This is a genomic window from Roseobacter sp. HKCC-CH-9351 (assembly GCF_037830295.1).
GTDB lineage: Bacteria > Pseudomonadota > Alphaproteobacteria > Rhodobacterales > Rhodobacteraceae > M30B80.
Map to the genome: position 1 here is coordinate 59,850 of NZ_JBBLYM010000001.1, position 18,980 is coordinate 78,829.

Sequence of the window (18,980 nt, forward strand, 5' to 3'; positions counted from 1 at the left end):
AAACCGAGCCGTGACCAACACCCTCTATTGTTTTGGGGAATCTGGAAATGCCTATAAAGCCGCGCTGTGCCTGACTTTGGCAGGTGTGCCTTGGCAGCCCCGTTTTGTTGATTTCTTCAACGGCGAGGCGCGCGGTGCAGAGTTTCGCGCAATAAACCCAATGGGCGAAGTTCCCGTGCTAGATGCAGGGGGTAAAATCCTGACCCAATCAGGGTTGATACAAACTTGGGTTATGGATGAAACAGGCAAACTTGCAGGGGCGAGTGCCACAGACCGTCAAGAAATCTTGCGGTGGATTTTGTTCGATAATCAAAAGGTTTCGGGCACTGCGGGGCCGTTGCGGTTCTTGATGAATTTCGCGCCCGAGGACAAACGTGATGCGGGCGTTGTTGGATATTTGACGGGGCGGATGAAGGCGGCACTTTCCATTCTTGAAGGGGTGCTCAGCACCCGCGACTGGATTGCCTGCGACAGTGTCTCAGCGGCGGATATCGCCTGCGCGGGCTATCTCTATTACCCTGAAAATTTCAATTTCACGCGCGCCGATTATCCTGCGATTTCGGCATGGCTGACCCGCTTGGCCCACCAACCCAATTGGGCACATCCCTATGACCTGATGCCTGCGCCAACATTGGGCAAAGATGACGGGTTTCGCGATGCATAAGCGCGAGGGCATTGCGTGACCGCGTTAGAGGAATATCAAAAACTAGAGGCCACAGGCCTTTGGCGCGATGTTGGCGACAGCCAACGCCGCGAAGTATTGATCAATTTGGGCAACACTTCTTTGATCATTTCGACCCTTTCAGAAACCGCGCTCACCCATTGGTCGCTGGCCGCGGTGATCCGCGTCAATCCAGGCGAGCTGCCCGCCCTTTATGTGCCTGTGGAGGGCAGTGACGAAAGCCTCGAGATCGCGGATGAGGACATGATCGCCGCAATCGAAAAGCTGCGCAGTATGATTGACCGCCATCGCCCCCATCCTGGGCGGTTGCGTGGCATTCTGGCGGCCACAACCGCGGCGGTGGTTCTGGGCTTGGGCCTGTTTTGGTTGCCCGATGCATTGGTGCGCCAGACAGTGCATCTCTTGCCCGAGGCAAAAAAGCGCGAAATAGGTCAGGATATTCTCACAGAGATGATCCAACTGACGGGGCCAAGCTGCAATCAAACCGCAGGGCAAGCCGCGCTTGCAACCCTTGCGCGGCGGGTGTTCATTGCCACGCCAACCGTGCCTCGGCTTGTGGTTCTGCGTGATGGTCTGCCCGCAAGCTTACATTTGCCCGGCGATTTGATCGTGCTGAACCGATCCGTGGTTGAGGATTACCAAAGCCCTGATGTGTTGGCAGGGTTTTTATTGTCGGAATATATCCGCTTGGTTGACAGCAACCCCACCCAAGCCCTGCTGCAAGAGGCGGGTTTGTGGGCTACATTTCAACTGTTGACCACAGGCGAGATCAGCGAAACGCATCTGGCTGCGCGCGCAGCCAGTCTGCTGACCGAAACACCAACAGATGTTGCCGATGAGGCGCTTTTATCGCAATTTGCACAGGCCGAGATTTCTTCGCAGCCTTACGCCTACGCACTCGATATTTCGGGTGAAAACACCCTTAGCCTAATCGAGGCAGACCCCCTTCGGACAGCACAAAATGCGCCCTTGTTAGAAGATACGAGATGGGTTGCCCTACAGGAGATTTGCACTGAGTGAACAGATCACTGAATGCGGGCCGAGGTGAACCCTGCCGCACGCAGGACCAATTCCGCGCGTTGCGTTGCTACATCACTTGAGAACGGGCCGACCAGAACCGCATATCCCGAACTCATACGCCCAAGCTGTGCAGTCATGCCAAATTGAGCCAATTGCGCGGCGGTCTGCGCGGCTTCGTTCCGCGTGCTATAGGTGGCGGCGCGAACCTAAGCCCCTGTCACGGAAACTGCGGGCATGGCAGTTGCCCGAACCGTTGCAACAAATCCCATGCTGCCCCAAAATTGTACTGCTTTTTTGACCATTCAAGCCCCCGAATTGGGGCAAGAATGAATAAATGTTTATACATAGTAAAAGCACATAAATGAACAAATAGATATCCGCCCCTCATTTGGTGGCAAATATCCGATCCCCCGCATCCCCTAGACCCGGAAGGATATACCCCTTTTCGTTCAAACCGCGATCCAAGGCCGCGGTAAAAATTGGCACATCAGGATGGCGAGCGGCGAATGTCCTGACACCCTCAGGGGCGGCCAGCAATGTCATCAGACTGATATCAACGGCCCCTTCCAATTTGATTTTATCCACCGCCGCAGCCGCCGAATTGCCCGTGGCCAGCATGGGATCTAGGGCGATGACATGACGTTGGGACAGGTGCGAGGGCAGGTTGAGATAGTAATCCACGGGCTCAAGCGTTTCCTCATTGCGATACAGCCCGACAAATCCAACCCGCGCAGCAGGGATCACGGCGCGCATCCCCTCAAGCATTCCGTTGCCCGCCCGCAAAATCGAAATCAAAGCCAGTTTTTTCCCTGCAAGTGTCGGCGCATCCATCACCTCAAGCGGGGTTTCAACGGCAGTGGTTGTAACCGCCAAATCGCGGGTGACCTCATAGGCCATCAGCATCGAAATTTCGGTCAAAAGCCGCGCGAAATCTTGGGAGGCGCAGTTTTTATCGCGCATCAAGCTCAACTTATGTTGCACAAGCGGATGGGTCACGATGGTCAGTGTGTCGAATACTGTCATAGTCTTCCCTCTAGCTTTCAAGCCGTTTTGTAACGCGCGCGCGGGTTTCCTCATCACAAAAGGCCGCCGCAAGCGCGGTTTGGTTTATTTCCGTGAATTCCGTCTCACCCCACCCAAAATGCTGTTCCAAGGCCTCATATTCACGGCTCATATTGGTATGGAAAAAGGGTGGATCATCGGTTGACACGGTTACCTTGACCCCAGCCTCGCGTAGTCGCGCAAGCGGGTGACTTTTCCAATTTGGGAAAACCCCAAGAAAGACATTCGACACAGGACAGCATTCCAAAACAACACCCGTATCGGCAAGACGTGCGACCAAATCAGGGTCACTGATCGCCTCGACACCATGCCCGATACGGGGCGGATTATAGGCATCTAACGTCTCGCACACCGATTGCGCGCCCCCCCATTCGCCTGCATGAATGGTGAAGGGTAGTCCTGCCTCGGCCGCGCAATCAAAGCTCCATGAAAAATCGCGCACATGGCCAATCTTCTCGTCTCCCGCCATTCCAAAGCCGCAAATCATGCACCCCGCCGTTTCCGCAGCACAGCGCGCGGCCCGTTTCGCCTGATCTGGCCCGAAATGACGAACCGCCGTAACCACGCCCCGCATCGTGATCCCAAAATCCCGCTCGGCGGCATCTGCGGCTTCGGTCATCGCAGAAAGATACTCGCGCCAAGCACCAATATCCCCACCGCCGCAAAAATCAGGGGACAGGAAGGTTTCGCAATAAACCACCCCATGGCCTGCTGATGCCTCCAGCACAGAGCGCGTCAGACGCGCATAATCTTCGGGCGTGGTGAGAACCGATGTTGCCGCCTCATAGACGCGCAGAAAATGCACAAAATCATGAATGTCATAGCCGCCTTGCGCGTTGAAAATGCCCGATAAATCCACCTTTTTTTCGAAGGCGATCTGACGAATAAAATCAGGCTGTGCTGCCCCCTCAAGATGAAGGTGCAATTCAACCTTTTTGACGCAGGCCATATCTGACATCGCCGTTCCCCTAGAAATAATAGCCAAGCGCGGTGACCACTATGGCAAATAAGGTAGCCGCGCGCCATGAGATCACCCGCTGCGACAAGACCCGGGCGGCCAGACGCACCCCAAATAGGGCAGCGACAAAGGTCATGGCAGCATAGATGATTTGACTGTCAATCGGGCTCATAAGGCAAGGCTTCCAATCTGAAGGGGGCCAAGCCCCAAATGCGCGGCAAGGCTTGCGCCAATATCGGCAAAGGCCCGAAGGCCAAGCACTTGTGGCGCATAGTCAGGGGCCGCGACCAAAAATGGGACACGTTCACGGGTGTGATCCGTGCCAACCCAAGTGGGATCATTACCATGATCCGCGGTTAAAATCAGCATGTCACCCGCGCGCAGCGCAGCGATAATTGGCGCAATCGCTGCGTCAAACCATTCCAGCGCACCCGCATAACCCGCCACATCGCGGCGATGGCCAAAACGGGCATCAAACTCAACGAAATTGGCGATTGTGAGGCTACCATCGGGGGCGCAATCTACCGCGTGGGCCAGATGTTCCATCAGGCGGGCATCACCTCCCTTATGGCTTTCCGTGATGCCACGATGGGCGAAAATATCGCTGATTTTGCCAATGGCAATGACCGCGCGCCCTGCCTCAGATGCGTGGTCCAACAAGGTTGGGTGAGGCGGCATCATCGCGTAATCGCGGCGGTTTTCAGTGCGCTCAAATCCGCCTACCCGACCCGTAAAGGGCCGCGCGATCACCCGCCCTACCCGCATCGCGTGCAGCTGCGGGGCGATCCTTTCGCTGAGGTCATAGAGACGCTCTAGCCCAAAGACCTCTTCATGCGCGGCAATCTGAAAGACACTATCGGCCGAGGTGTAGCAAATCGGATACCCCGTTTGCAGATGTTGCGCCCCAAGGCGTTCGATGATCTCAGTGCCAGAGGCGTGGCAATTGCCCAAAATCCCCCCAACACCTGCGATAGATTGAACCGCCGCGACCAAAGCCTCAGGGAAACTGGGAACGGTGGCGGGAAAATAATGCCAATCCCAAGGCAAGGCGCAGCCCGTCAATTCCCAATGGCCTGATGGCGTGTCTTTGCCTTTGGCGGATTCTTCGGCCACACCCCAAATGGCATTCGGTGCGGCCGATGTCAGAGGTGCAGGGCAAATGCCGCTTGCTAGGTGCAAAGCGGCCCCAAGACCCAGACGATCCAAATTCGGCACTCTCAGCGCCTGTGCCTGCGCGATATGGCCCACGGTATTCGCGCCTGTATCGGGATGGCCCGCATTGAAATATCGGTCTGCATCACGCGCGCCCCCGATACCAACAGAATCCATCACCACCAAAAATCCGCGCGCCATTCAGCCGATCCTTTCATGGATCAAGGCAGGGCGCGGCGGCCTTTCTTCGGAGAGGGTGAAGGCGTCTAACAGGATTGCCCCCATATGTTTGGCAATCTCAGGGTCGCGCGCATGAAGGCGCAAAAGCGGGGTCGTAGGGTCGGCCAAATCACCAATCCGCTGGATGTCGGACAGACCCACGCGTTTGTCGATCTGATCCTCTGCCTGTAGGCGCCCCCCGCCAAGATGCACCACGACCTCGCCCAAGGCGCGGGCGTCAATTGCGCGGATATAGCCCGTCTTTTGCGGGAAAATATCGACCGCATAGGGCGCTGCGGGCAAGCGATCTCGCCAACGCGCCACAAAATCCGTAGCGCCCCCTTGCGCCGCGACCATACGGCCAAAAACCTCGGCGGCGTGACCTTGGGTCAGCGCGTTTGCAAGTGCCATCTCACCCGCCGCCGCATCAACCGCAAGCCCCGCTTGCACCAAAACCTCACCCCCAAGGCTGATGGTTAGGCGGATCAGATCACTGTCGAGATTTGGACTGCACAGCGCCTCCATCACCTCCATCATTTCCAAAGCATTGCCCGCCGCGCGCGCAAGTGGTTGGTTCATATCGGTGACAAGCGCCGTGGTTTTACAGCCCGCACTTTGCGCTGTATCCACCAAGGATTGAGCCAGTTGCACGGCCTCTTGCGGGGTCTGCATGAACGCACCCGTGCCGCATTTCACGTCTAAAACCAAAGCCTCTAGTCCTGCCGCTAATTTCTTGGACAAAATAGACGCCGTGATCAAATCAATGCTTGGCACAGTTGCGGTGATATCACGCAACCCATAAAGCCTGCGATCCGCAGGGGCGATATCGGCATTGGCGCTGATAATCGCACAGCCCACTTGCCCCACAATGCGTTGCAAATCCTCAATGGCGACATCAATCTGCAAGCCCGAAATTGCCGAAAGTTTGTCCAAAGTGCCGCCCGTATGCCCCAAGCCGCGCCCTGAAATCATCGGCACATAGGCCCCGCACGCCGCTAAGGCAGGGGCAAGGATCAGCGACACACAATCGCCCACCCCGCCTGTGGAATGTTTGTCGATCACAGGGCCATCCAGTGACCACCCCAAAACCGTGCCGCTTTCCAGCATCCCATGGGTCAGATGGGTGCGGTTCTCAAGGCTGAGACCGCGCAAACATACGGCCATCGCAAAGGCCCCCGCCTGCGCATCGCTGACAGTGCCATCCGCCAACCCTTCAGCAAAGGCAAACATCTCAAATTCGGTCAGAGTTTGCCCCTCTCGCAATTTTGCCAAGATGCTGCGCGGATCGGCCATGATCTGCCCTATTCCATCGCCGATTTCACAAAGGCACCAGGCAGAATGTCAGCCATGCTCAGGATAGCCTGACCTGTGCCGCGCGTTGTGGCCATGGTGATCAGCACCTCATCTTTGCTGAATTCCCGCAATTTTTGGCGACACCCCCCACAAGGGGCGACAGGAATGGGGCTATCGGCGATCACCGCAACCTCTAGGATCTCATGACAGCCTGCGGCAATCATCGCTGAAATTGCGCCCGCCTCAGCACAGGTGCCTTGGGGATAGGCCGCGTTTTCGACATTCACCCCTTGGTAAATCTGCCCATCTGCCCCACGCAGCGCAGCACCGACTGCAAAGCCCGAATACGGGGCATAGGCGCGCGGACGGATTTCTGCGGCGGCGGCCATCAATGCGGGGTCTGGTGTCTTTGTCTGGGGCATGATCCGCACTCCTTGAATTGCGTTGCCTCAATCTGTCCTGACGAACCGATGCACGCAAGGCGAAAGAAAAAGCGGGCCCAAAGGCCCGCCCTTCATCCCGTCTCGTCAAACCCGCCTTAGGCTTTGGGGTAGCCCAAAGTTTTCAAGGCCACTGCAATCTCGTCTAAAATCGCAGGATCATCAATTGTTGCAGGCATTTTATAGCTTTCGCCATCAGCGATTTTCACCATTGTTCCACGCAAAATCTTGCCCGAACGGGTTTTGGGCAGGCGATCCACCACAACGGCCAGTTTGAACGCCGCAACGGGGCCAATTTTGTCACGCACAAGTTTCACGCATTCAGACACGACATCTGCCGCATCTTTGGTCGCCCCTTTATTGAGACACAAAAACCCCAGAGGCATTTGCCCTTTGAGATCATCTGCCACACCGATCACCGCGCATTCAGCCACATCTGGGTGGGAGGCAAGAACCTCCTCCATCCCACCTGTCGACAAGCGGTGACCCGCCACGTTGATCACATCATCCGTGCGCGCCATGATATAAAGATACCCGTCTTCATCCTTATATCCCGCATCACCCGTCTCGTAATAGCCTTTGAAATGCTCAAGATAGGATTTGCGGAAGCGGGCTTCGGCATTCCACAACGTAGGCAAGGTTGCAGGCGGCAAGGGCAATTTAATCGCAATCGCGCCCAATTCGCCCGCAGGCAATTCATGCCCGCCCTCATCCAAAATTTGCACATCATACCCGGGCATTGGCACCGAGGGGCTGCCGATTTTGACAGGCAATTTTTCAATACCCAATGGGTTGCCACAAATGGCCCAACCCGTTTCGGTTTGCCACCAATGGTCAATCACGGGCACGCCAAGTTTTGCCTGCGCCCATTGGATTGTGTCAGGGTCGGCACGCTCACCCGCCAAGAACAGCGATTCAAGGCTAGAGATGTCATATTTCCCAATAAAGCTGCCTACTGGGTCTTCGCGCTTGATCGCGCGAAAGGCCGTTGGGGCGGTAAACAGGCATTTAACTTTATGCTCATCAATCACGCGCCAGAACGTGCCTGCATCAGGCGTGCCAATAGGTTTGCCTTCAAAGACGATTGTGGTGCAGCCAAAGGTCAGAGGCGCGTAACAAATATAGGAATGCCCCACGACCCAACCCACATCAGAGGCGGCCCAAAACACCTCGCCGCGGTTCATGTCGTAGAGATTGCGCATTGACCAATTCAACGCAACCAGATGGCCGCCTGTATGGCGCACAACGCCCTTTGGCTGGCCCGTTGTGCCAGAGGTGTAGAGAATATAGGCGGGGTGGTTGCCCTCTACGGGCACACAAGGCGCAGGCGCAACCCCGTGTTGGAAGCCATACCAATCGACATCGCGCCCATCGGTCAAGCTTGCCACTTCTTGCTCGCGCTGAAAGATCACGCAGAAATCTGGCTTGTGGGCGGCGGCCTCGATGGCCGCATCCAAAAGCGGTTTATAATGCACCACGCGGCCCGGCTCGAGGCCACAGGAGGCGGCGATGATACATTTGGGTTGCGCATCATCAATGCGCACCGCCAATTCAGCCGCAGCAAAGCCGCCAAAGACCACCGAATGCACCGCGCCAATACGCGCGCAGGCAAGCATCGCCTCAACCGCCTGTGGCACCATCGGCATATAGATAATGACCCGATCCCCTTTGGTCACACCTTTGGCTTGAAGGCCACCCGCCAGAAGCGCGACACGTTCTTGCAATTCTGCATAGGAAATTTTCTGAACCGTGCTGGTGATGGGGCTGTCATAGATGATAGCGGTGCGATCCCCATGGCCTGCGGCAACATGGCGATCGACCGCGTTCCAACAACCATTCAGTTGACCATTTGCAAACCATTCATAAAGAGGCGCGTTTTCATCAGACAGCGCTTGGGATGGTTCAACATCCCAATCAATGGCAGAAGCAGCCTCCATCCAAAACCCTTCTGGGTTGGAACGGGCATACTCATAAATCTTTTGATAGCTCATGCGTGCCTCCCTTTGCTTGTGCAATTTTCTATCCCTTCAACCATAGCTTGCGCAAGAAGGTGACTTTGACGCAGGCGCGAAAACTGCGACCATGCGCCACTTTGTTTTAACGGCGGGGACGTTAGGTGGGGGAATATTGAACAGGAGCCTCCCCCATGACCATGTCCTTGAACAAAGACACAAGCCACTATATCACACGCCATGTCACCTATCGCCTGCCCGTCATCAGGCGCATCGCGCGCGAGGTGATCGAGGGCGAAGTAGACAACAGTTTTGCCCTTATTATCATGGTTGTTTCGGCTGTTGCCTCGGCCGTTCTGATTTGGGGTTTTCCCGCACTGATCATCTCAGGGCTTGGGGCAACCGCATTGATGTTTATCACACTGTTGCGCATCACCTTTGGCTAAGGCGCGGCCGTGCGCCTGTCAGCCATAGGTGGCGACAGGCGTGCCTGCGAGGGCAGAAATATTCAACAACCCCCGCGCGGTAATTGAGGGGGTGACGATATGGGCGCGATTGCCCATCCCCATAAGAATCGGCCCGACTTCCAGCCCGCCCGCCTTCATCTTTAGGATGTTCCGTGCCGCCCCAGCGGCATCAGTATTGGCAAAGACAAGCGCGTTGGCCTGCCCCTCAAGGCGCGAATTGGGGAAAATTCGGGCGCGCAGTTCGGGATCAAGCGCGCTGTCTATATGCATCTCGCCCTCATAGGCGAAATCAAGCGCCATCGCGTCCAGAATATCGAGCGCCGCACGCATCCGCCGCCCACTATCACTGTCGAGATTGCCGAATTGACTGCCAGAACACAGCGCAATTTTTGGCGCGATGCCAAAACGGCGCACATGACGGGCTGTGGCAATCACCGTCTCGGCGATTTGGTCTGGGGTGGGCTGCGCATGAATATGCGTATCGGCAATAAAGAGCGGCCCATCTTCCAAAATCATTAAGGACAGCGCCCCAACAGGATGTAACCCGTCACGGGCCAAAAGCTGGCTGATATATTTCAAGTGCCACAAATACTGGCCGAAGGTGCCGCAGATTAAGCTGTCTGCCTCTTCGCGATACACCATGACCGCGCCGATGGCGGTGGTGTTGGTGCGCATAATCGCACGGGCCAAATCGGGGGTCACCCCGTGACGTTCCATCACGCTGTGATAGCTGCCCCAATAATGCCGATAGCGCGGGTCATTTTCGGGGTTTACGATTTCGAAATCCACCCGCGGGCGGATGGTCAGGCCTGCCCGCTCGGCTCGCATTTCAATCACATCGGGACGACCGATAAGAATGGGGGTGTCTGTGGTTTCCTCAAGCATGGCTTGGGCCGCACGCAGAACGCGCTCATCCTCGCCTTCTGCGAAAGCGATACGGCGGGTCGTAGTGGCCGCTGCGGCAAAGACAGGGCGCATGATAAGCGCAGAGCGGAACACCGCCTGATTAAGTTTGGCGCGATAGGCGGCGATGTCATCAATGGGCCGCTTCGCCACACCCGAACTCATAGCCGCCTCAGCCACGGCACTGGCCACCACACCCATCAGGCGCGGGTCAAACGGCTTGGGGATCAGATAGTCAGGGCCAAAGGTCAGCTGCTCGCCCTTATAGGCCGCCGCCGCTTCGGCACTGGTGGTGGCGCGCGCCAAGGCGGCGATGCCTTCAATACAGGCAATTTGCATCGCGTCATTGATTTCGCTTGCGCCGACATCCAAGGCGCCGCGGAAGATGAACGGAAAGCATAAGACGTTGTTCACCTGATTAGGAAAATCTGACCGCCCCGTGGCAATGATCGCGTCAGGCTTTACCGCGCGCACATCATCGGGGGTGATTTCTGGGTTCGGGTTCGCCAAGGCAAAGACCACAGGACGATCTGCCATGCGCGCAACCATCTCGCGCGTTAAAACACCCGGGCCAGACAGGCCAAGGAACAAATCCGCCCCCTCGATCACATCACTCAAGGAAGCAGGACTATCCCCTTGGGCATATTCAGCCTTTTGCGGGGTCATTCCCGCCTCACGGCCCTGATAGACCAGACCATCCAAATCGCAGAGCCAAACATTCTCACGCTTGAGGCCCAGTTTCAGCAGCATATTGAGGCAGGCAATCCCCGCCGCACCGCCGCCCGTAGACACGACCTTGATATCGGCAAAGGATTTCCCCGCAAGACGCAGCGCATTGGTTGCGGCCGCGCCCACGACAATCGCCGTTCCATGTTGGTCGTCGTGGAAAACGGGAATATTCATTCGCTCACGGCACAGTTTTTCTACGATAAAACAATCTGGCGCTTTGATATCCTCAAGATTGATTGCGCCAAAGGTTGGCTCAAGCGCGCAAACAATATTCGCCAATTTCTCGGGGTCGCTCTCGTTCAATTCAATGTCAAAGCAGTCGATGCCAGCGAATTTCTTGAAAAGAACGGCCTTCCCCTCCATCACAGGCTTTGAGGCGAGTGCGCCAATATTACCAAGGCCTAGCACAGCCGTGCCATTGGTCACCACGGCGACAAGGTTGCCGCGTCCTGTATAGCTTTCGGCATGGGCAGGGTCTGCTTTGATTTCAAGGCAGGCTTCAGCAACGCCGGGGCTATAGGCCAAGGACAGGTCGCGCCCATTCGCCAAAGGCTTGGTCGCGCGCACCTCTAATTTTCCTGGTTTTGGGCCTGCATGATAGGCAAGCGCGCGCTGGCGCAAACTGTCGTTGCTGTCTTCAGTCATCATCTATTCCCAATCGGCTGTGGTCGCCAAACAGCCGCAAACGGCCGCCCTCCACAATTAGTTTAACGTTAAACTATCACCTAGGAAAGGGTAAATCCCGTTTGGATTACACGAATTGCTCGCGCAAAAGCCGCTCTTCCAAACCATGGCCTGGATCGAACAGGATACGATGGGTCACGTCTTGCGCGCTGGATATCTCTACATGGGTGACATTGTTCACCGAAACGCTATCGGCATCTGCCATCACAGGGCGGTGGTCAGGATCGACCACTTCGAAAATTACGTTGGATGATTTATTGAGCAGCGCCCCCCGCCACCTGCGCGGACGAAAGGCCGCCACCGCGGTCATCGCCAAAACATCTGCACCAATGGGCAAAATCGGGCCATGCGCGGAATAGTTATAGGCGGTCGAGCCTGCAGGCGTGCATAACAACGCACCATCGCAGACCAGTTCTTGCATGCGCAGCTTTCCATCAACATGGATGCGCAGCTTGGCGGCTTGGGGGCCTGCACGCAGCAAACTGACCTCATTGATTGCCAAAGCCTCGATTGTTTCGCCTGTCGCGCGCCGCGCCTTCATACGCAACGGGTTGATCTGCGCCTCCTCCGCCGCAGTGAGGCGGGCCATCAAACCATCGGCAGAATATTCATTCATCAAAAAGCCGACCGTACCACGGTTCATTCCATAGACAGGACGATTGAGCGGTTGGGTTTCATGCAATGTCGACAGCATGAAGCCATCCCCGCCAAGCGCCACGATGATATCGGCCTCCTGAGGCGTTGATTGGCCATAAGCCGCGCTCAATTCCGCAAGGGCTGCCTGCGCCATCCGCGCCCGCGAGGCCAAAAAGGCTATTTTCAAATCTTTGCTCATCTGCGCGACCTTTGCGAGACAGGGGTGACGCCATCCTGTTCCCTGCCATGCCGAAACACAAGACCCCGCAAAACAGTGCAAATTTGCCCGCCTTGCAGGGCGGCAGGGCGCGACTCTCTGTCGAATTGCCGCTTTCACCCTTTTCCAAGGGGCTGTTCTGCCCTAAACCCCATGCGATAGACAGAGCCCGCGCGTGACCCAACAAAACGCGCCCCCGATGTAAGGAGCCCTCACTATGACTGCGCCCCACCGTGACGATGGATTTTTCACTGAAGCCCTCAGCACCCGTGACCCTGAAATCTTTGGCGCGATTACCAAAGAATTCGGTCGTCAAAGCGAAGAGATCGAATTGATCGCCTCCGAGAACATCGTCTCGGCTGCTGTGATGGCTGCGCAAGGCTCGGTGATGACCAATAAATATGCCGAAGGTTATCCAGGTCGGCGGTATTATGGCGGCTGCGATTATGTCGATATCGCAGAAAACCTTGCGATTGAGCGGGCCTGCAAATTGTTTGACTGTGCGCATGCCAATGTGCAGCCCAATTCAGGCAGCCAGGCGAACCAAGGGGTTTTCACGGCTCTTTTGACGCCCGGCGATACCATCTTGGGCATGAGCCTTGATGCAGGCGGCCACCTGACCCATGGCGCCAAGCCCAACCAATCGGGCAAGTGGTTTAACGCCATTCAATACGGCGTGCGCAAGCAGGACATGGAAATCGACTATGACGCGATTGCCGAACTTGCGGCTGAACATAAGCCCAAAATGCTGATCGCGGGCGGCTCGGCCATTCCGCGCGTCATTGATTTTGCAAAAATGCGTGAGATTGCTGACAGTGTCGGTGCTTATCTTTTGGTCGACATGGCGCATTTCGCGGGGCTTGTGGCATCGGGTCATTACCCCTCGCCTTTCCCGCATGCGCATGTTGCAACCACCACCACGCATAAAACCCTGCGCGGGCCACGCGGCGGGATGATCCTGACCAATGACGAAGATATCGCCAAGAAGGTCAATTCTGCCATCTTCCCCGGCATTCAAGGCGGGCCGTTGATGCATGTGATCGCCGCCAAGGCTGTGGCCTTTGGTGAGGCGCTGCGCCCCGAATTCAAGGCCTATCAGACCCAAGTGATTGCCAATGCCAAGGCGCTGGCGGATCAGCTTATGAAGGGGGGCTTGGATATCGTCACAGGCGGCACAGATACGCATTTGATGTTGGTTGACCTGCGCCCCAAAGGCGTAAAAGGCAACGCCACTGAAAAGGCGCTCGGCCGTGCCAACATCACCTGCAACAAAAACGGCATCCCGTTTGACACCGAAAAGCCGATGATCACCTCAGGCGTGCGTTTGGGAACACCTGCGGCCACAACCCGTGGCTTTACCGAGACCGAATTCCGCCAAGTTGCGGATTGGATCGTTGAAGTGGTCGATGGCTTGGCCGCGAATGGTGAAGACGGCAATGGCGCCGTAGAGGCGAAAGTTGCCGCAGAGGTGAAGGCACTCTGCCAGCGCTTCCCCATCTATCCAAGCATCTGACAGCGCCTATAAAATTGTGATGTCACGCGGGGCGGGGTTTGTTAAAAACTCCGTCCCGTTTTCTGTCAGGACAATATTTTCTTCGGCGACCAGTATTCGCCCCTGCCCTAGATCAACAGATGGCTCAAGCGTGAGAACCATACCTGCGGGCAGCATTGTCTGATCGTGCGGTGTAAGGGATGGCCATTCGGTCAGCGTCACGCCCAACCCGTGCCCTAAGCGACCACCACAAGGCGTGCCGCCGCGCGCCGTAATTTCGCGGCATAGCATGGCGTGCAGGTCTGAGGCGCGTATATTCGGCGCGATCCCCTCCATCACCGCATGGATCGCATCTTGTAAAATCTGATGCCCGCGGGCCGCCTCAGGGCTTGGGGTGCCGATGGCAAAATTGCGATCAAAGTCACAAAAATAGCCGTCTTTCACCGCGCCTGTATCCAGCATCAAAATATCGCCATTGTGCAGGGGTGTCGGCGCGGCAGGTGAGATCACATCACCATAGCCCCCCTCGCCCGCGCCACCTGCGACATAGGACACCCAATCGGCCCCCTCCTCGAGCAGCAGGATTTGAAAGGCCCGAAACACTGCGTCTAAGGGCATGCCAATACGGGCAATTTCATCAACGCGGGCAAAGGCACGATCGCCAATGGCGCAGGCGGCGCGTAATTTTTCAATCTCAAGCGTTGATTTTACCTCGCGGGTGCGGTGCATGATATCTGTCGCATCCACAAAACTGCGGGGGGCGAGACGGGTTTGCAGCGCAAAGAAATCCCCCAAAGGCATCCGCAGCTGCGTCTCTAGGCCCATGGCCACACCGACCTGTCCGTCTTTGGATATCACGTCACATAAGGCCTCAGCCAGCAAGCTGACCCCATCATCTTCGGGGCGCGGCGCGGGCCATGTGCGGATATCGGTGATCACCGATTTCCCCATAAGATAGGCCCCAATCTCGGGGATCACGGCGATTGGGGTGCCTGTGGCGGGGATCACCACAAACCAAGGCCGGGCGGGACTTTCCCAAAAGCGGGTGAGAAAACCCGTGACATAGAAAATATCTGCGGCTTGGGTCAGCAAAATGGCATCTAGGCCTGCGGCCTGTAGGCGGGCCTGAATCGCGCTATGACGGCGGTGATATTCAGAGGGCGGGAACAGGTCAGACATCCTCTGGCCCTTCGCTCAACACACAAAGAACCCGCGCATCGGGTGGGAAGTCATAGCCAAGATAGGCCGCAGCAATCACGCCCGCGGCACCCGATGGCGTGGAGGCAAGCCCTGCTTCGGTCAAACGCGCTACGCCCGTGGCCGCTTGGCCATCTGAGATCGTCAAAAACTGATCCGCATCGCGCGCCAGCCCCGCAAGCGCCACAAGCGAGGCGGTTTTGCAGTCAAGCCGTCCCATGATTGAGACAGGCCCGTGGCTGTCGACCACATGACCCGCGATAATCGCATCTTGCAGGGCGGGGGCTGCGTCAGGCTCAACCACGATAATCTGCGGGGTCTGCCCCCATGTGGCGCGCGCATGGGCGGCCAAGGCCCCTGCCATGCCACCCACACCTGCTTGCAAGAAAATATGGGTTGGGGGGCTGTCCAGTGCTTCGGCCATTTCCGCCCCGATTTGCAAATACCCCTCCATCACGAGATAGCCTTGGGTCATCTCACCCGCCCATGTGCTATCGGGCAAAAGCGTGCCTTCCCCCGCCGCGGCTGCAGCCTCGGCGGCCTTCATGCTTTCCTCATAGGTTGCCCCTGCACGGCGCGGTTCCGCCCCTTGCGCGCGCAGACGATTGGCAAAAGCCTCAGGCACAGTGTCAGACAGATAAATTATGGCACGCGCGCCAAAAACACGCGCGCCTGCCGCAACAGACAGACCATGATTGCCCGCACTTGCGGCGATAAACGCGCGGCCTGTCAGGGCCGTGCTGTAGTCAGTGGCCCCATTTTCCATGGCTGCGCGCGCAGCGCGGGCGATGACATAGGCCGCGCCCAAGGCTTTGAAGCTTCCAAGCCCCATACGCGCGCGCTCATCTTTGACGGAAAACGCGGCTGTGCCTGCCGCTTTGGCTAAATCATCGCGCACCAAAAGGGGCGTGGGCGCATAAGCGGGGCACTGTTCCAATAGGGCCTGAACGGGGCTTGCATCCTGACTGGGAAAGCACTGCAAATCAGGCAGACCCGCCCCGCGATAAGGGTTCTCGTGGATCACGGTTGGGTGCAAGGCTGTGTCTTCCATGGCGCAATGTCCCTTTTCTAATCGCACCAAGCCTAAGACCAGTTTATCGGTGCTTTCGTGTTGCCCGCGTCACTCTAACCACAAAAACCGCCAATTTGCCAAATGGCAAAGGCCTGAGCACGAAAACAAGGCTAGACCCAAGCCGATTGGCGCGCTATCGCAAGATCATGCGATATATCACGTCCCTTTTGCTGGTCTTGCCCCTCGCGCTGTCTGCTTGCAGCGCACAGAACACCGCGCGCCAAGATCTGCGCGCCGCAAGTTACCCCGCGCTTTTGCCGCTTGGCGCGCTTGAAGTTGAGGGAGTGCGTGACCCGACCCGCGCCGAGACACCGAGCACCGCTGAGGCCACCGTTGGGGAATTGTCCGAGCGCGCAGAAGACATGCGCCGCCGCGCCGCTGCCTTGGCCAACGCGCCACTCAATTAAATCCGTGTGGAATAGTTGACCTGCCTGCGTTGCACCTTGCATTGGAAGGGGCTAACAGGGGTTCAACTTAAGAATGTGCGCATTGCGCATAGATATTTGGAGGTTCGGGATCATGGAACGCCCTTTGCGCCTTGCAATCGCAGGTCTTGGCACGGTTGGCACAGGTGTCATCAAGATGATTCAGAACAATGGCGCACTGATCGAGGCTCGCACAGGGCGTAAGGTTACCATTTCTGCCGTAAGCGCACGCAGCCGTGACAAAGATCGCGGCGTGAATTTGGCGAAATACGCATGGGAAGATGATCCCGTTGCGATGGCTAAGCGCGATGATGTGGATGTATTTGTTGAATTGATGGGCGGCTCGGATGGCCCTGCAAAGACGTCGACCGAAGCAGCAATTGCCGCAGGCAAGGATGTTGTCACAGCCAATAAGGCGCTTTTGGCGTTGTATGGACAGGAACTGGCTGAAGCGGCAGAGGATAATAACCTTGTCCTGCGTTTTGAGGCTGCAGTGGCGGGCGGCATCCCAATCATCAAATCTTTGACCGAAGGGTTGGCCGGCAACCAGATCACCCGGATAATGGGGGTTATGAACGGAACCTGCAATTACATCCTCACGCGGATGGGAAATGCAGGCCTCACCTATGAGGAAGCTTTTGCCGAGGCTGATGGCCTTGGCTATTTAGAAGCTGACCCACAGCTTGATGTCGGAGGCATTGATGCGGGACATAAATTGGCGCTTTTGTCCTCTGTCGCTTTTGGAACAAAAGTCGATTTTAGCGGTATAAGCCTCGAGGGCATTGGCGCAGTCACCATTGAAGACATCAAACGCGCTGCTGATCTTGGATTCAAGATTAAACTTCTCGGAGTGGCGCGTATGACAGCGCGTGGCTTGGAACAGCGGATGAGCCCCTGCCTGGTTCCTGCTTCTTCGCCCCTAGGGCAGCTTGAGGGAGGCACCAATATGGTGGTGGTGGAAGGAGACCATGTTGGCCAAATCGTGCTGCGCGGTGCGGGCGCGGGCGAAGGACCAACAGCAAGTGCGGTGCTGTCAGATATTTGCGATATTGCGCGCGACATACGGATTTCTACATTTGGCCAACGCGCGAATACCCTCAAAGCCGCACCGCCCGCATCAGCGGCTTCGGCGGCCTGCTACTATATCCGCATGACCTTGACCGACAAACCAGGCGCTTTGGCAAAAATTGCCACAGTTTTGGGCGATAATGGCATTTCTATTGATCGGATGCGCCAATATGATCACCCAGACGAGGCCGCGCCTGTTTTGATTGTGACCCACAAAGCCGCACAGCCCGCGTTGCAAGAGGCGCTTGCCGCTCTGCCGCAGACGGGTGTGCTGATGAGCCCCCCTGTTGCCCTGCGCATCGAAGACGTCTGAAAGAAAGGCCATACCGCCCATGTCGCAAAAATCCGATTTCAATGATCGTATGCTCTCTTTGGGCTTGGCCCGTGTTTCTGAAGCGGCGGCGATTGCCTCGGCAGATCTTATTGGCCGCGGCGATGAAAAGGCCGCCGACCAAGCGGCGGTGAACGCCATGCGCGAGCAGTTGAACCTGCTTGATATTCAAGGTGTGGTTGTCATCGGTGAGGGCGAACGGGACGAGGCCCCCATGCTCTATATCGGCGAAGAGGTCGGCACGGGAACTGGCCCCGCGGTTGATATCGCGCTTGATCCCCTAGAAGGGACAACCCTGACCGCAAAGGATATGCCTAACGCCCTGACAGTGATTGCGATGGGGCCACGTGGATCTATGCTTCACGCGCCTGATACTTATATGGATAAGCTTGCAATTGGGCCTGGCTACCCTGAAGGCATCCTTAACCTAGATATGAGTCCTTCGGCACGTGTTATGGCTCTTGCCAAAGCGCGCGGATGCAGCCCAAACGATATCACTGTCTGTGTTCTTGAGCGCCCCCGTCATGAGGCAATAATCTCGGAAATTCGCGGCACAGGCGCCTCGATCCGTTTGATTACCGACGGCGATGTAGCAGGCGTCATTCATACCGCCGAGGCTAATCTGACTGGTATTGATATGTATATGGGCCAAGGTGGTGCACCGGAAGGAGTTCTAGCCGCGGCAGCCTTGAAATGCATGGGCGGACAAATGTGGGGACGACTGCTGTTCCGAAATGAGGACGAACGTGCTCGCGCTGCCAAAGCCGGCATTACCGATTTTGAACGTGTCTACACGCGCGATGAAATGGTAACAGAGGATGTGATCTTCGCTGCCACAGGTGTGACCTCAGGATCGATCCTTTCCGGCATCAAAAGAGAACCAGGTTGGCTGACCACAGAAACGATCTTAATGCGTTCCAAAACGGGATCAATTCGCCGTATGAGCTACCGTCATCCTACGGGTCGCTAAATGACCAACAC

18 protein-coding genes and 1 pseudogene are annotated in these 18,980 nt (G+C 56.7%); 7 read left to right on the forward strand and 12 right to left on the reverse strand.

Features of this window, described 5'->3' with window-relative positions:
- Positions 1-10 precede the first annotated feature (10 nt).
- A complete protein-coding gene (locus tag AAC632_RS00360; protein WP_340298676.1) occupies positions 11-664 on the forward strand; it encodes a glutathione S-transferase family protein in 654 nt (217 codons plus the stop codon).
- A 15-nt stretch (positions 665-679) separates the two neighbouring features.
- A complete protein-coding gene (locus AAC632_RS00365) occupies positions 680-1,702 on the forward strand; it encodes a hypothetical protein (protein WP_340298675.1) in 1,023 nt (340 codons plus the stop codon).
- A gap of 5 nt (positions 1,703-1,707) precedes the next feature.
- On the opposite strand, the pseudogene AAC632_RS00370 reads toward AAC632_RS00365, so the two are convergent.
- The 8 genes and pseudogenes from AAC632_RS00370 to AAC632_RS00405 all read right to left on the reverse strand — a co-directional run.
- Positions 1,708-1,896, reverse strand: a pseudogene (locus AAC632_RS00370) (SPOR domain-containing protein); the annotation flags it as partial.
- Positions 1,897-2,086: 190 nt separating this feature from the next.
- On the reverse strand, positions 2,087-2,725 hold the full coding sequence (gene upp / locus AAC632_RS00375; RefSeq protein WP_340298674.1) for a uracil phosphoribosyltransferase: 639 nt from the start codon (positions 2,723-2,725) through the stop codon (positions 2,087-2,089).
- Between the two features lie 10 nt (positions 2,726-2,735).
- The gene (locus AAC632_RS00380) at positions 2,736-3,722 is read right to left on the reverse strand and encodes an adenosine deaminase (RefSeq protein ID WP_340298673.1); all 987 of its coding nucleotides are present in this window, start codon (positions 3,720-3,722) and stop codon (positions 2,736-2,738) included.
- A gap of 10 nt (positions 3,723-3,732) precedes the next feature.
- The gene (locus tag AAC632_RS00385) at positions 3,733-3,894 is read right to left on the reverse strand and encodes a hypothetical protein (protein WP_340298672.1); all 162 of its coding nucleotides are present in this window, start codon (positions 3,892-3,894) and stop codon (positions 3,733-3,735) included.
- Positions 3,891-5,075, reverse strand: coding sequence for a phosphopentomutase (locus AAC632_RS00390; protein WP_340298671.1), 1,185 nt, complete (start codon positions 5,073-5,075; stop codon positions 3,891-3,893). Before AAC632_RS00390 ends, AAC632_RS00385 begins: the two co-directional genes overlap by 4 nt.
- Positions 5,076-6,386: a thymidine phosphorylase gene (locus tag AAC632_RS00395; protein ID WP_340298670.1), complete on the reverse strand. Its 1,311-nt coding sequence runs from the start codon at positions 6,384-6,386 to the stop codon at positions 5,076-5,078.
- Positions 6,387-6,394: 8 nt separating this feature from the next.
- Positions 6,395-6,808: a cytidine deaminase gene (locus AAC632_RS00400; protein WP_340260005.1), complete on the reverse strand. Its 414-nt coding sequence runs from the start codon at positions 6,806-6,808 to the stop codon at positions 6,395-6,397.
- Between the two features lie 116 nt (positions 6,809-6,924).
- Positions 6,925-8,817: a propionyl-CoA synthetase gene (locus tag AAC632_RS00405; protein ID WP_340298668.1), complete on the reverse strand. Its 1,893-nt coding sequence runs from the start codon at positions 8,815-8,817 to the stop codon at positions 6,925-6,927.
- A gap of 155 nt (positions 8,818-8,972) precedes the next feature.
- On the opposite strand from AAC632_RS00405, the gene AAC632_RS00410 reads away from it, so the two are divergent.
- Positions 8,973-9,224 carry a hypothetical protein gene (locus tag AAC632_RS00410; protein ID WP_340298667.1) on the forward strand — a complete coding sequence of 84 codons (252 nt, stop codon included), beginning with the start codon at positions 8,973-8,975 and terminating at the stop codon, positions 9,222-9,224.
- An 18-nt stretch (positions 9,225-9,242) separates the two neighbouring features.
- Here AAC632_RS00410 and AAC632_RS00415 read toward each other — a convergent pair whose 3' ends face one another.
- Together AAC632_RS00415 and AAC632_RS00420 are read right to left on the reverse strand one after the other, a co-directional pair.
- Positions 9,243-11,522: an NADP-dependent malic enzyme gene (locus AAC632_RS00415; protein ID WP_340298665.1), complete on the reverse strand. Its 2,280-nt coding sequence runs from the start codon at positions 11,520-11,522 to the stop codon at positions 9,243-9,245.
- Between the two features lie 106 nt (positions 11,523-11,628).
- A complete protein-coding gene (locus AAC632_RS00420; RefSeq protein ID WP_317655467.1) occupies positions 11,629-12,396 on the reverse strand; it encodes an NAD kinase in 768 nt (255 codons plus the stop codon).
- 235 nt (positions 12,397-12,631) lie between these two features.
- Here AAC632_RS00420 and glyA point away from each other — a divergent pair, with 235 nt between their 5' ends.
- On the forward strand, positions 12,632-13,927 hold the full coding sequence (gene glyA, locus AAC632_RS00425; protein WP_317655468.1) for a serine hydroxymethyltransferase: 1,296 nt from the start codon (positions 12,632-12,634) through the stop codon (positions 13,925-13,927).
- A 6-nt stretch (positions 13,928-13,933) separates the two neighbouring features.
- Here glyA and AAC632_RS00430 read toward each other — a convergent pair whose 3' ends face one another.
- Both AAC632_RS00430 and AAC632_RS00435 read right to left on the reverse strand, forming a co-directional pair.
- A complete protein-coding gene (locus AAC632_RS00430) occupies positions 13,934-15,085 on the reverse strand; it encodes a M24 family metallopeptidase (RefSeq protein WP_340298664.1) in 1,152 nt (383 codons plus the stop codon).
- Positions 15,078-16,154 carry a pyridoxal-phosphate dependent enzyme gene (locus AAC632_RS00435; RefSeq protein WP_340298662.1) on the reverse strand — a complete coding sequence of 359 codons (1,077 nt, stop codon included), beginning with the start codon at positions 16,152-16,154 and terminating at the stop codon, positions 15,078-15,080. The genes AAC632_RS00430 and AAC632_RS00435 overlap by 8 nt, the downstream gene beginning before the upstream one ends.
- A 167-nt stretch (positions 16,155-16,321) precedes the next feature.
- Between AAC632_RS00435 and AAC632_RS00440 the strand changes: the two genes are divergently transcribed.
- The 3 genes from AAC632_RS00440 (at position 16,322) to glpX (ending at position 18,969) form a co-directional block, all read left to right on the forward strand.
- A complete protein-coding gene (locus tag AAC632_RS00440) occupies positions 16,322-16,582 on the forward strand; it encodes a hypothetical protein (RefSeq protein ID WP_340298660.1) in 261 nt (86 codons plus the stop codon).
- A gap of 112 nt (positions 16,583-16,694) precedes the next feature.
- Positions 16,695-17,981, forward strand: a complete 1,287-nt coding sequence (locus tag AAC632_RS00445) for a homoserine dehydrogenase (protein ID WP_340298659.1) — start codon at positions 16,695-16,697, stop codon at positions 17,979-17,981.
- 19 nt (positions 17,982-18,000) lie between these two features.
- A complete protein-coding gene (glpX, locus tag AAC632_RS00450; protein ID WP_340298657.1) occupies positions 18,001-18,969 on the forward strand; it encodes a class II fructose-bisphosphatase in 969 nt (322 codons plus the stop codon).
- Positions 18,970-18,980 lie beyond the last annotated feature (11 nt).